This is a genomic window from Fulvimarina pelagi HTCC2506 (assembly GCF_000153705.1).
In the GTDB taxonomy this organism is placed as follows: Bacteria; Pseudomonadota; Alphaproteobacteria; order Rhizobiales; family Rhizobiaceae; genus Fulvimarina; species Fulvimarina pelagi.
The window spans coordinates 2,906,863-2,919,959 of record NZ_DS022272.1 but is presented as its reverse complement, the minus strand read 5'-3'; the positions used below and the strand labels follow the sequence as shown (position 1 = coordinate 2,919,959).

Annotated in this window: 12 protein-coding genes; 10 read left to right on the top strand and 2 right to left on the bottom strand. The window is 61.8% G+C overall.

Going from position 1 to position 13,097, the window contains the following annotated elements; genetic code table 11:
• The first annotated feature begins 46 nt into the window (after positions 1–46).
• The 3 genes from FP2506_RS13665 to FP2506_RS13655 all read left to right on the top strand — a co-directional run bounded on the left by FP2506_RS13665 (position 47) and on the right by FP2506_RS13655 (position 3,907).
• Positions 47–1,582 (top strand): M16 family metallopeptidase, encoded by a 1,536-nt coding sequence (locus FP2506_RS13665; RefSeq protein ID WP_007068119.1) that lies wholly within the window; start codon positions 47–49, stop codon positions 1,580–1,582.
• 82 nt (positions 1,583–1,664) lie between these two features.
• Positions 1,665–2,984: a M16 family metallopeptidase gene (locus tag FP2506_RS13660; RefSeq protein WP_007068118.1), complete on the top strand. Its 1,320-nt coding sequence runs from the start codon at positions 1,665–1,667 to the stop codon at positions 2,982–2,984.
• Positions 2,985–2,992: 8 nt separating this feature from the next.
• Positions 2,993–3,907 (top strand): patatin-like phospholipase family protein, encoded by a 915-nt coding sequence (locus FP2506_RS13655; RefSeq protein ID WP_007068116.1) that lies wholly within the window; start codon positions 2,993–2,995, stop codon positions 3,905–3,907.
• 39 nt (positions 3,908–3,946) lie between these two features.
• Here the strand turns inward: FP2506_RS13655 and FP2506_RS13650 are convergent, their stop codons facing one another.
• Positions 3,947–4,987, bottom strand: a complete 1,041-nt coding sequence (locus FP2506_RS13650; protein ID WP_007068115.1) for a DNA topoisomerase IB — start codon at positions 4,985–4,987, stop codon at positions 3,947–3,949.
• Positions 4,988–5,189: 202 nt separating this feature from the next.
• Here FP2506_RS13650 and FP2506_RS13645 point away from each other — a divergent pair, with 202 nt between their 5' ends.
• A complete protein-coding gene (locus FP2506_RS13645) occupies positions 5,190–5,411 on the top strand; it encodes a hypervirulence associated TUDOR domain-containing protein (RefSeq protein ID WP_007068114.1) in 222 nt (73 codons plus the stop codon).
• A 28-nt stretch (positions 5,412–5,439) separates the two neighbouring features.
• Here the strand turns inward: FP2506_RS13645 and FP2506_RS13640 are convergent, their stop codons facing one another.
• Positions 5,440–7,338 carry a monovalent cation:proton antiporter-2 (CPA2) family protein gene (locus FP2506_RS13640; protein WP_007068113.1) on the bottom strand — a complete coding sequence of 633 codons (1,899 nt, stop codon included), beginning with the start codon at positions 7,336–7,338 and terminating at the stop codon, positions 5,440–5,442.
• 126 nt (positions 7,339–7,464) lie between these two features.
• Between FP2506_RS13640 and FP2506_RS13635 the strand changes: the two genes are divergently transcribed.
• The 6 genes from FP2506_RS13635 (at position 7,465) to lpxK (ending at position 13,096) form a co-directional block, all read left to right on the top strand.
• The gene (locus FP2506_RS13635) at positions 7,465–8,802 is read left to right on the top strand and encodes a TldD/PmbA family protein (RefSeq protein WP_007068112.1); all 1,338 of its coding nucleotides are present in this window, start codon (positions 7,465–7,467) and stop codon (positions 8,800–8,802) included.
• 8 nt (positions 8,803–8,810) lie between these two features.
• Positions 8,811–9,620: a 3'(2'),5'-bisphosphate nucleotidase CysQ gene (locus FP2506_RS13630; protein WP_007068111.1), complete on the top strand. Its 810-nt coding sequence runs from the start codon at positions 8,811–8,813 to the stop codon at positions 9,618–9,620.
• An 88-nt stretch (positions 9,621–9,708) separates the two neighbouring features.
• Positions 9,709–9,942 carry a DUF4170 domain-containing protein gene (locus FP2506_RS13625; RefSeq protein ID WP_007068110.1) on the top strand — a complete coding sequence of 78 codons (234 nt, stop codon included), beginning with the start codon at positions 9,709–9,711 and terminating at the stop codon, positions 9,940–9,942.
• Positions 9,943–9,957: 15 nt separating this feature from the next.
• Positions 9,958–10,746 (top strand): lysophospholipid acyltransferase family protein, encoded by a 789-nt coding sequence (locus FP2506_RS13620; RefSeq protein WP_007068109.1) that lies wholly within the window; start codon positions 9,958–9,960, stop codon positions 10,744–10,746.
• Positions 10,743–12,074 (top strand): 3-deoxy-D-manno-octulosonic acid transferase, encoded by a 1,332-nt coding sequence (locus FP2506_RS13615; RefSeq protein WP_007068108.1) that lies wholly within the window; start codon positions 10,743–10,745, stop codon positions 12,072–12,074. Before FP2506_RS13620 ends, FP2506_RS13615 begins: the two co-directional genes overlap by 4 nt.
• A complete protein-coding gene (gene lpxK, locus FP2506_RS13610) occupies positions 12,071–13,096 on the top strand; it encodes a tetraacyldisaccharide 4'-kinase (RefSeq protein ID WP_007068107.1) in 1,026 nt (341 codons plus the stop codon). Before FP2506_RS13615 ends, lpxK begins: the two co-directional genes overlap by 4 nt.
• Position 13,097: the final 1 nt, after the last annotated feature.

Below are 13,097 nucleotides of genomic sequence, written 5' to 3'. Positions count from 1 at the left end.
CATATCTGGGTAACGCAAATTCCGACATGCACATGAGGACCGCCCGTTGATCGCTGCGACCCTGCGCCGAACCCTCGTCCCCGCTCTCGCCCTCTCCGTCGCTTTCGCGCCAGGCGTTCTCGCCCGGGATGCCCAGACCGGGACCGCCCAGACCGAACCCACTGCCTCCGACGTTCAAGATGTTGCCATCCCCGACGAGCGGGTGACGAGCTTTACCCTCGACAACGGTCTGCAGGTGGTGGTTTTGCCGGATCGCCGCGCGCCAGTCGTCACGCAGATGATTTACTACAAGGTCGGTGCGGCGGACGAGGCGCCGGGCGAGAGCGGCGTTGCCCACTTCCTCGAGCATCTGATGTTCAAGGGCACCTCGAACTATCCGGAAGGCGAGTTTTCGCAGAGGATCGCCGAGGTCGGTGGACAGGAGAATGCGTTCACGACGGACGACTATACCGGCTATTACCAGCAGGTCGCCTCCGATCAGCTCGAAATGATCATGACCTACGAGGCGGACCGGATGAGCAATCTGGTACTGACCGACGAGGTGGTGCTGCCGGAACGCGACGTGATTCTGGAGGAGCGCCGTATGCGCGTCGGCAACGAGCCGGGCGCCCAACTGTCGGAAATCGTGCAGGCGACACTCTTTGCCAATTCGCCCTACGGCACGCCGGTGATCGGATGGGAGGACGAGATCTCCTCGCTCACCCGTGAGGACGCGATCGCTTTCTACAACAAATATTACACCCCATCGAATGCGATCCTTCTGATCGCCGGCGACGTGACGGTCGATCAGGTTCGGGAGCTTGCCGAAAAGACCTACGGCCAAATCGAACAGCGGGCCGAAGTGGGCGAGCGCGAGCGTCCGATGGAGCCGGAGCCGCTCGCGGAGCGAACCGTGACGCTTCGCGATGCACGGGTGACGCAGCCTTCCTTCAACACGTCCTACCTCGTGCCCTCCGCGACCACGGCCGAAGAAGGGGAGGCGCCGGCTCTCGATGTCCTCTCCGACGTACTCGGGGGTGGAACGACGAGCCGGCTTTATCGCGACCTCATCGTGGAGAAGGGTATCGCGGCCGGCGCCGGGGCCTATTATCGCAGTTCAGCGCTCGAAGAGGGTGTTTTCGTCGTCTACGGTACGCCTCGCGGCGGTGCGAACCTCGATACGGTAGAGGATGCGGTAAAGGCCGAGATCGATGAGCTGATCGAGAATGGTATCACCGAGGAAGAGCTGGAGCGAGCCAAGAACCGGGTGCGCAAGGGCGTCATTTATTTGCGCGACAGCCAGACGGCTATGGCGCGCCGCTTTGCTACCGCGCTCGCAACGGGCCGTACGATTGAGGACGTCGAGACCTGGCCGGAGCGGATCGAGGCGGTGACAGTCAAGGACGTACAGGCCGTTGCAGAAAGATATCTGAAGCCGGAGCGTTCGGTAACTGGCTATCTCCTGCCTGAGCAAATCGAAAGCGCTGAAATTGCCACGCCGGAGAATACGACCGGCACACAGGATTCGTCGGGCGCCCGGCAGGACTCGACGCCGGCGATGTCGCCGGCCGGAAATGTCGCTGACGAAGAGAGCCGGTCCTGACCTACGCACCTTGCGCGACTGCCAGAGTGGCGGGTCTCGCGTCTCAATCTTCTTACGACCATTCCCGGATGGGATACGACCGATGAAATTCTTCAAGACCTCTTCCATCGCAGGCGCGGCAGCCATCGCCGCCTCGCTCGTTTTGCCCGCCACCGCCGAAGCCGTCGACATTCAGAAGGTGACGAGCGAGGGCGGTATCGAGGCCTTGCTCGTGGAGGATCACACCAATCCGCTGATCGCGATGGATTTCGCCTTCGAAGGCGCGGGTTCCGTGCAGGACCCAGACGGCAAGGAAGGGCTTGCCAATCTCCTCTCCGGCCTTCTCGACGAAGGCGCAGGTGATGTCGAGAGCGCTGAATTCCAACAGCGGCTCGACGATCTTGGCGTTTCGCTGAGTTTCGAGGACAGCCGCGACGAATTTCGAGGCTCCATCAACGCGATCACCGAGTTCTCGGATGAGGCCTTCGATCTGGCCAATCTTGCCCTGACGCAGCCGCGCTTCGACGAAGAGCCGATTTCGCGTATTCGCGGGCAGATCATGACTGGCATTCGTGCCGACCGCAACGATCCGGGCGAACTCGCATCGGAAGCGTTTCGTACGACACTCTTTCCCGGACACCCCTATGGACGCGACAGCAAAGGCACGATCGAAAGTCTCGAAGCGATAGGGGCCGCCGATCTCGATCGTTTCGTCGATGAGAAGTTCGCCAAAGACAATCTCATCGTCGGCGTCGTCGGCGATATTACGCCGGAGCGACTGAAGGCGGTGCTTGATCAGGTGTTTGGCGATCTTCCGGAGACGGCTCAGCTCGACCAGGTTGCCGATATTCAGCCGGAGTTCGGCGAGAGGGTCGCGATCGATCTCGCCGTGCCGCAGACGACGATTCAGTTTGCGCTGCCAGGCGTCAAACGCGACGATCCGGAATTCTTCGCGGCCTATCTGATGAACCACGTACTCGGCGGGGGCTCCTTCACCTCGCGGCTCTACGAAGAAATCCGGGAAAAGCGTGGCCTCGCCTACGGGGCGAGCTCTTGGCTCGCGAGTTACGAGCATGCGGCGATCCTCGGCGCCTCGACTGCGACCCGCGCCGATGCCGCCGAAGAGAGCATTCGCATCATTCGCGAGGAGCTGGAACGGATGGCAGAGGAAGGCCCGACCGAAGATGAGCTCGCCATGGCCAAGACCTATGTCAAAGGTTCCTATGCCGTGCGCAATCTCGACTCTTCCGGCGCCATCGCCCGCACGCTCGTCGGAATCCAGCTCGACGATCTTGGTATGGATTATATCGATACGCGGCAGGATCAGATCGACGCGGTGACCATGGATCAGGTGAAGGCAGCAGCGCAAAAACTGCTCTCGGTCGAGCCGACCGTGATCACCGTCGGCCCCGCCGGAGCCTGACGCGGACGATGGCGCGCATCGGCCTTGCCCTGGGCGGCGGCGGTGCGCGCGGCATAGCCCACATCCATGTTCTTGCGGCGTTCGACGAACTTGGTTTGAAGCCAGTCCGGATCGTCGGATCTTCGATCGGCGCGATCATGGGCGCGGGCTATTGCTCTGGACTGGATGCGCGCGAGATTGCCGAGTTCGTCGTCGGCTCCTTCGCGCACCGCCGGGATATCGTTGCAAAGCTCTGGCATACTCGGCCTGCGAGCCTGCGCGATTTCTTCAATGACGGCGGCTTTCGCATCGGCCAGTTGAACGTCGAGCGAATAGTTGGGGCCTTCCTGCCCGCGCAGGTGCCGAAGACTTTCGAAGAGTTGACGGTCCCCCTCGGCGTCATGGCGACGGACTACTACCGCCGCCTCGAATGCGAACTCGATACCGGTGAGATCGTCTCTGCGCTAGCGGCGTCCTCTGCGTTGCCGGCGATCTTCCGGCCAGTACGCCGGCAAGGCCGCATCCTCGTCGACGGGGGTATCTATAACCCGCTTCCTTACGACCGGCTGAAGGGCCGGTGCGATGTGACCGTTGCGGTCGACGTCAACGGTGGGCCGGAAGGCGATCCGAGCATCGTGCCGGCTACTTTGGAGGCGATGGTCGGCTCCTCACAGCTGATGATGCAGGCGGTCATCGATCTTAAGATTCGCTCCGACCCGCCAACGATTCTAGTCCGCCCGCGCGTTTCGCCATACCGGGTGCTCGATTTCCTGAGAGCTCAGGAGATCCTGGATGCGACCAGTCCGATCAAAGACGACGTGAAATACGCGATCGATAATACCGTCGAAGCCCGCCATCGAGGCGTCGAGACCGGTGCGTTCATCGAGGTGATCGGTACTGATCGTTCAGGTAAGCAGCACGAGAATTCGGCCGTCGCGCGTTAGCCGCTTCTAGCGACGAGGTCGTCCCGACTATCGTCTGCTCTATCGCGGCGTCGTTGCCTTCAGAAAACGCATCAAGCCGGTCTCCTCCTGATTGAGACCCTTCCGCCGACGGCCTTTCATGAGGTCAGGCGACAACCTTCCCTCCTCGTAGGCCGAGACGATGCGCGGGTGAACGTAGGAGGAGCGTGCGACGGCCGGCGTATTGCGAAGGCGTTCCGAGACAGAGCGCATGGCGGCTGCAACGGCCTTCCTGCGCTTGGCTTCGCTTTCCGCTTCGAGCGCTTTTTCATCGGTGCAGAGGAAGCGCAGTGCCTCGGCCGTCCCGTGAAAGGTCCGAAAATCTTTCGCGGAAATGCGTTTGCCGGAAGCCTCGCGCATATAGGTGTTGAGCACGCCGGCCGTCATCGTGCGGCTCTTCTGCTTCTTACCGGGGAACTTGAAGAGGCGCGAACCCTGACCCTTGCGAACGATTTCGAGGTTTCTGACCAGTGTCCTGTCTCCGATCTCGATCTCGTGCTGCTTGCCTGACTTGCCTTTGAAACTCAGCTTGGCGATCCGGTTCTTCAAGATACGCAAGTTCTTCCGGCGCAGCGAAGCGACGCCGCGACCGCCGTCGGCGGCGTATTTCTCGTGGCCGGGACGCATGGCGGCGAGATCGACGAGCCGCGTCGCGGTCGCCGCAGCAAAACGCTTGTCGCGCTTTCGACGCTTCATGTCTTTCGATACGACGGTTCTGAGCTTGGGAAGCGCGCGACCGAAGCGCATGAGCCGCTCCGCCTTGACGGCATTCCGCACGTCGACCCAGCGCTCGTGATACCGGTATTGCAGCCGGCCCTTCTCGTCTCGACCAATTGCCTGGATATGGCCGTTGCCGTCGATGCAGATGCGAACGTCTTCCCAGGCCGGCGGCAGGACCAGTTCCTCGATCCGCTGTTTCAACCGTTTGTCGGTGACGTCCTCACCGGACAGGAAACAGATACGATGGCCCTCATCGAGTTTTTGCCGCTCGATCTCGAAGGTTTCCGGATCGACGATCGCGAGGCCGACGATTTCGGCGTGATGGGCGAGACGGGCGTCCATGTGATTTCGGTCGGGCGTTCCGTATTAAGCTGAAAACGAGTCTCGAAACCCGTGGAGCTGAAAGCGGTTCCGGAACGCTACCAATTGACGCGTCTACTTGGCCTGTCGGCGGGCGCCGCCAATGCGACAAACCGTTCTTCGTCGGAACGAAGGGCGCCTGCTGCCGCTTTAGGCACCGTTATCGAACGGAGGTATATGAGCCATGGTCGCTTTTCAGAAAGGTCAGTACGTCGCCTGGGATTGGGGCAACGGCGAAGCGAAGGGCAAGGTCAAGGATCACTGGGCCGAGAGTGTCACGAAGACAATCGACGGCTCGGAAATCACTCGGCACGGCGAGGAAGGCAACGAGGCCTATCTCATAGAACAGGACGACGGCTCCGAGGTCATGAAGCTCGCTTCCGAGTTGCATGAACCAAAGGATTGAACTGCCAAGATCGGTGAGAAGCGGTTTCTCACCGCTGGGCCTGGTTCCTGAAACTTAGCCTACGGCCGCGGAACGGGCGGCCGCGGCGCCTGCGTCGCGGTGCGGTATTGTCAACAAGTTCGCCCTGGTTTTCCGATCCGTCGCCGGCGTCCTCGACGGCTTGAAGGGCGGCATGCGGTTCCACAAGCGGCTCTGGTTTCACGGCCTGAGTCATGATCATATCGGCACCAGCAGTCGTGCCCTCTGACTCCTGAAGCTTGAGGCGTTTCGCATCGCGGCGCCGGACGTCTTCGATGATCCTCCGCGCCAACGGGTCCTCGACACCAAGCGAGGTGAGTGTCGCACCACCGAAGGCGAGAGCGGATTCCACCGTCTCGCGAATTTCATAATCGACACCCCGAGCCCGCAGGGCGAGTGCATGGTTCCTGTCGTAGGCGCGCACATAGAGCTTCACATTCGGAAACTCTTCGCGGATGAGATCGACGACGCGGTTCGTGGTTTCCTGCTTGTTGGTGCAGATCGCAACGATCTTGGCGCGGCGTATGCCGGCCGCCTCCAGCACGTCCTTGCGCATTCCTGAGCCGAAGAAAATGCGAAATCCGAAATTGGTCGCCGTTCGAATTCGTTCTGCCGAAGAATCGAGGATGGTCACTTCACGGCCGCTCGAGAGAAGCACCTGGGCGACCATCTGACCGAAGCGGGAAAAGCCAATCAGAAGGACGTCCGAGCCGGCGCCTTCAAAATCCTCGTCCATCTCCTCTTCGTTCTCGTCCTCCCCCCGAGCAAGGACGAGTCTCGCGAACCACGTCGAGAGCGGTGTCAGCGCCATCGACAAGGTCGTGATAGCAATAAGCAGTGACGAGATCTCTGCCGAGAAAATCCGGTCCGCTGCAGCGGCCGAGAAGATGACAAAACCGAATTCACCGGCTTGGGAGAGGAGCCCCGAAACCCTCACCGCGCTGTCGTGGCCTTCGCCGAACAGGCGCGCAAGCCCGTAAAGCAGTGCCGCCTTGCTGATCATGAGCATCGGCGTCGCAAGGAGAATGATCTGCCAGTCGTCGAATAGGACTGCGATATCGATCGAGAGACCGACGCCGATGAAGAATAGACCGAGCAGGAGGCCGCGAAACGGCTCGATATTTGCTTCGAGTTCATGGCGGTAGGACGACTCTGCCAGCAGCACGCCGGCAATGAAGGCGCCCATCGCCATGGAGAAGCCCGCTGCCGCCATCAGCATGGCCGACCCGAGAACGACGAAAAGAGCGGCGCCAAGCATGACTTCGCGCGCACCGGCCGAGGCCATGATGCGGAAGAGCGGATTGAGGAGAAAGCGGCCGCCGACGATGAGGCCGACCACGGCCGCGACCGAGACCGCAATCTGGACAACGTCGATCTGCGTATCGGAGGAATAGGGCGCCAGGAACGGGATGATCGCGAGGATCGGCACGACCGCGAGGTCTTGGAAGAGAAGAACCGAAAAGGCCGACTGGCCGTGCCGGGTGTTGGTCTCGCCCTGTTCTTCGAGAATCTGCAGGCCGAACGCAGTCGATGAGAGCGCCAATCCGAAACCGATGACGATTGCAGTCGGCACCTGGAATCCGAGCAGGAAGGCGATGACACCGATGCCGAGGGCCGTGACCAGAACCTGCGCTGCGCCAAGGCCGAAGATCCTTCGACGCATCGCCCAAAGTCGCGACAGTTTCAGTTCGAGACCGATGATGAAGAGCAGGAAGACGACACCGAGTTCGCCGATATGAAGGATTTCCTCTCCGTCGTGGATCAGCCCGAGAAGAGGACCCATCGCGATGCCGGCCATGAGATATCCAAGGACGGTGCCAAGACCGATTCGCTTGAACAGCGTCCCGGCGACGATGCCGCCGCCCAGAAGCAGGATGATTTCAAGGAAATAGCTGTTCGCGTGTTCCAAAGCTCTTCCGTCGTTTCGCCGCGATACCCGCCACTCTAGTATTCCTCACCGCAAAACGCGAAGCCTTGATGGCAGTGAGCTCGGATTATAAATGCCGGTTAACGCCTCACGACGGATCGCAGCTTCATGGATCAGAACACGACACGGCTCTTGAATGTCGCCGAACGCCTCCTTGAGCGGGTAAAACAGGCGGGCGCGGATGCCGCTGACGTCGCGGTCGCGACTGCGACGAGCAAGGGTGTCGACGTGCGGCTCGGCAAGGTCGAAGAGACGGAAAGTTCGGAAACCGAGAGCGTTTCGCTCCGCGTCTTCGTCGGTAAGCGCGTCGCGAGCGTTTCCGGTGATACCCGATCCGATCTGTCGATGCTTGCCGAACGTGCGGTCGCGATGGCGAAGGTGTCTCCGCCCGACGAATACGCGAGCCTCGCCGATCCAGACCGGCTCGCCAAAGACCTCATCGATCTCGACCAGTTCGATCCGACCGAAGTTTCGCCTGACGAGTTGCGGGATGCCGCGCTTGCGATGGAGGATGCTGCACGAGCCGTTCCGGGCGTGACCAATTCGGGTGGGGCGAGTGCTGGCGCCGGAAGCGTCAGCCTCGTTCTGGCGACCACCACGGGCTTCAGAGGGCATCGGACCCGGACATCTTTTTCCCGCTCCGTCAGCGTGGTCGGCGGTGAGGGGACGCGTATGCAGCGTGACTACGACTTCGACAGCCGTCTCCATTATTCCGATCTCGATGCCCCCGACGCGATCGGCCTGCGGGCAGGCGAGCGTGTGGTCAGGCGCCTCGATCCCGGCGGCATGCCAACGGGACGGGTACCGGTGATCTTCGATCCGCGGGTCGCGCGAGGCCTGATCGCAAGCCTCGTGTCGGCCATCAACGGCGCGGCGATCGCGCGCGGTACGAGCTTTCTGAAGCGGCAGATGGGCGAACAGGTTTTGCCCGAGTCGATGACGCTCACCGACGAGCCGACCCTCAAGCGGCGTCCCGGCTCCAAACCTTTTGATGGGGAGGGGGTAGCCGGCGAGCCGATGACGCTTGTCGAGAACGGCATCCTCAAGACCTGGCTGCTCGATACCGCAACGGCGAACGAACTCGGACTTCAGACAAACGGCCGTGCCTCCCGGTCCGGCGCCGGGCTCTCGCCATCGGCGACGAACGTCATCCTGAACCCCGGTGCGATGTCGTCGGATGAATTGACCAGCGATACAGGCACCGGCCTCTACGTCGACGAGATGATTGGCCACGGCGCCAACCTCGTCACCGGCGACTACAGCCGCGGCGCTTCCGGCTTTCTCATCGAGAACGGCAAGCTGACGCGGCCCGTCTCGGAAATCACGATCGCCGGCAACCTGAAGGATATGCTCCTCTCCATGACCGCCGCAGACGATCTCGATACCCGCTTCTCCGTTGTCGCGCCGACGCTGCGCGTCGCGCAGATGATGATCGCAGGGCGCTGAAAAGTCTCGTGGATCAAACCCTTCCTTCTGAAGATGCCGAACTCGAACTTCTCGAAGATGCGGCGCGCGAAGCCGGTCGCATCGCAATGTCGTTCTTCGGCAAAGACCCGGAGATCTGGTGGAAGGACAACAACTCACCAGTCTCGGAAGGCGACTACGCGGTCGACCGCTTTCTGAAAGAGAGACTTCTCGGCGCCCGGACCGAGTATGGATGGGTTTCGGAAGAGAGTGTTCTGGAGAGGCTCACTTCAACGACATATGAGGACCGCTTTTTCATCGTCGATCCCATTGACGGGACCCGCGCCTATTTGCGCGGCGAGCAGACATGGTGCGTTTCGATTGCCCTGATCTCCGGAAATCGACCGCTGGCCGGCGCGATCTATGCGCCGGTGCCGGACGAGATGTTCACGGTAACTCGCTCCGGCCATGCCAAGCTGGCGGGCGATCATCTGCTGACAGGCGACCAGCCGAGCGAACGCCTGGCGATTGCAATGCCGGACAAGTTTCGATCGGCCTATTCTCGGCTCGATCGTTCCGGCTACCGGCCGGTCGATGCTCAACGCGGCGCGCCCTCGCTTGCCTACCGACTCTGCCAGGTTGCGGCCGGGCGGCTCGATGCGACGCTTATCCGGCCGCGGGCACACGATTGGGACGTCGCGGCTGGCGATCTTCTTTTGGAAAAGGCGAATGGCGCGCTGGCCGATGCGGATGGTGCACCCATTCTTTACACTCGCCTTCCAAGACGGCATGGACTTCTCGTGGCGGCCTCGAACGCGGCGATGGCAGATGCCCGCGCTCTCGCGGATGCGGTCATTTAAGGATGCCGCGGAATCGCCGTAACGGCTGTGATAAACGCGGCGACGGTCGTATCCGCCGAACGAAACGCGAAGAAGGCGAAGAAGTCTGATGGACGAGCAGAAACCAAAACAATTGCTCCACCTCGTATTCGGCGGCGAACTGGACGATCTTCAATCGGTGAACTTCAAAGACCTCGACGATCTCGACATTGTCGGTATCTTCCCCGATTATTCGAGCGCGCTATCGGCTTGGCGCTCCAAGTCGCAGCAGACGGTTGATAATGCGGCGATGCGTTATTTCATCGTTCACATGCATCGGCTTCTGACGCCCGAAAGGACCTGACCAGGACCCCCAACTATGGAGGAAGGCGTCGGCGAGATCGCGAAAGCGCGCGTGAAGGGCCCGCATAAAGGGGGATTCGTCAAGCGCGTGCGTAAGTTCCGCCGTAAGACGATGCGCTCGATCGGCCGCTCCAAGCTCGTCAATCGGTTGGCTGGCGCTGCAATCTTTCGCCTGATGCGTTTTATCGAGCGCACGCAGAAGCCCGCAACGGATTTCCAGGCGGCGCGAGCTCGGATCTTCGAGCACCACCCAGCGATCGTCGGCATGTGGCACGGGCAGCATCTGCTGGCGCCGATCTTCCGGCCGGTCGAACTCCCCTATGTCGCGCTTCTTTCCCGCAATGCCGATGCCGAGATTAACGCGCAGGTCGTCTCGCGCTTCGGCATCGAAACCGTGCGCGGGTCGGGTGGACGCGAGGGGGGCACGAGGTCGGAAAAGGGTGGGGCACGAGCGGTGATTGCTTTGCGCAAGGCGCTGAAGTCGGGTTATGGCGTGTGCATGATCGCCGACGTGCCGAAGGGCGTGCCGCGCGATGCCGGTCAGGGCATCGTGACACTAGCGCGGATCTCCGGCCGGCCGATCCTGCCGAGCGCCGCTGTCACCAGCCGGCGCCACATTGTCGCCTCCTCGTGGGACAAGACGACCCTGCCCCTGCCTTTCGGACGGATGGCGGTTGTCGTTGGCGAGCCGATACATGTGCCGGCCGATGCCGATGCGACGGTATTGGAGGCCAAGCGGGTAGAAGTGACAAAGGCGATCGAGGCCGCCAATGTGAAGGCGATAGCAAGCGTGAGCGCGACATGAGCGAAGGCAAGGCACGCGCCGCTCTTTCGGCCTACAAGTTCTTCGGCTCGGTGATCTCGCCGGTGCTTCACCCCTATCTCGCCTATCGCACGCACCAGGGAAAGGAAGACGGGATTAGGAAACGCGAGCGCTTCGGCTATGCGGGTGCCGAGCGGCCGGAAAGCTTGCCGCTGGTCTGGATCCATGCCGCAAGCGTGGGAGAGACCCTCGCCGTCGCGCCGATCGCCCGGCAGATATCCGCTGACGGGCTCTGCGTCCTGATGACGACAGGAACGCGCACCTCGGCCGATATCGTCGAAAAGCGCCTCTCGGACTGCGTAATACACCAATATGTACCGCTCGATGTCACGTCCGCCGTGAGGCGTTTCCTCGATCACTGGCAACCTGATCTTGCAATCTTCGCCGAAAGCGAACTCTGGCCGATGACCCTTCGCCAGCTTTCCGAGCGCAATGTCCCACAGGTCCTCGTCAATGCGCGCCTTTCCGACCGCTCCTTCGAGCGCTGGAAGAAGGCGCACTGGTTCGCAGAGGCGTTGATCGAGAATTTCGCGCTGATCATCGCGCAGTCGGAGATCGATGCGGAACGCTATCGGCTGCTTGGGGCCGGTCTGGTCAGCGTCGCGGGAAATCTCAAGGCCGACTCTGAGGCGCCGAGCGTCGATGAGGACGCGCTTAAGGAAATTTCGGCGGCGATCGGCGACCGTCCGGTCTGGGCAGCGCTTTCAACCCATTCTGGCGAGGAATTGGCTGCCGCGACTTGCCATATCGGGCTCAAGCGCCGCCATAAGGGCCTTCTCACGGTCATCGTGCCGCGCCATGCCGATCGCGGAAACGAGATTGCCGAGGAGCTACGATCGACCGGCCTGCGTGTTGTCCAGCGGTCAACGGGCGGCGTGCCGAGCGATGTGACCGATATATTTCTCGGGGATACGATGGGCGAAATGGGCCTTTATCTGAGGCTCTCGGAGATAGCCTTCATCGGCAAGTCGCTGGTGGGTGAAGGCGGGCAGAACCCGATGGAGCCAGCGATCCTAGGTCGGGCGGTGCTTTCCGGCCGTTTCGTGCAGAACTTTCGGGACGTCTATCAACGACTTTTGGAGGACGGGGCCTGTGCAATCGTCAAGGACGAAGCCGGGCTTACCCGTGAAGTCGATGCGCTGCTCAAAGACCCCGAGCGGCGCTCTGCTATGGGTACCGCAGGCCAGACGAGCGTTGCAGCCATGCGCGGCGCCCAGGAACGCACGATGAAGGCTCTCTTGCCCTATCTCAACCCGCTCAAGCTCGCGATCAGCCTCGAAAAGCGTTCCCACAACGGGCGGGCATCGTGAAGGCACCAGCATTCTGGTGGACAGCTCCCACGACGGCCTCCACACTCCTCTCACCGCTCGGCTTTCTTTACGGCTTGGTCGCCGCGCGCAATCTGAGGAAGGGCAAGCGCGCCGCGCTCCCGGTTCCCGTCCTATGCGTCGGCAATCTCACTGTCGGCGGGGCAGGCAAGACGCCAACCGCGATCGCACTCGCCGAGGCCGCGAAGACGCTGGGCCGCAAGCCGGGTTTCATCTCTCGGGGCTACAAGCGGCGTGGTCGCAAGCCGCTGCTGGTCGATCCGGAGACCCATAAAGCCGCAGCCGTGGGCGACGAGCCTCTGCTTCTCGCCGAAATCGCGCCGACTGCCGTCTGCAGCAATCGGAAGAAGGCCGCCGATCTGCTGATCGAAAAGGCGGGCTGCGATCTCGTCATCTTGGACGACGGGTTCCAGAGCGCTCAGCTTGCCTCCGATTACGCGCTTCTCGTGGTCGATGCTCGGCGCGGCCTCGGCAATTGGGAGGTGTTTCCCGCCGGGCCGCTCCGCGCGCCGCTGAAGGCGCAGTTCAATCATCTCTCTGCAATCCTCCTCGTAGGCTCTGGAGATGCTGGTGCGGCGGTCGTAAGTGAAGCTGCCCGCTCAAACCATGCCGTTCACCGCGCGCATCTCGTCGCAAAAGACGGTGACCGGCTGAGGGGCATGCGGGTCCTTGCCTTCGCCGGAATCGGCGATCCGCAGAAGTTCGTCGAGAGCCTGAAGCGCTGTGGCGCCGACGTGGAACGGAGCAGGGCTTTTCCGGATCACCACCGATATACGTCCGCAAACATTGCAGCTCTTTCTGCAGAAGCCTGGAAGAGCGGGCTTCAACTGGTGACGACCGCGAAGGACGCGGCGCGTCTCAGGACCGGCGATGAAGCGGCGCAGCTGTTCCTCCAGGAATGTGAGGTTCTGGAGGTAGCGCTTCGCTTCGAGGGGGAGACCACGGCCCGCTCCATCGTGAAGCGAACGCTCGCCGAATTTCATCGCCACCGCTACGGCGTCTGAC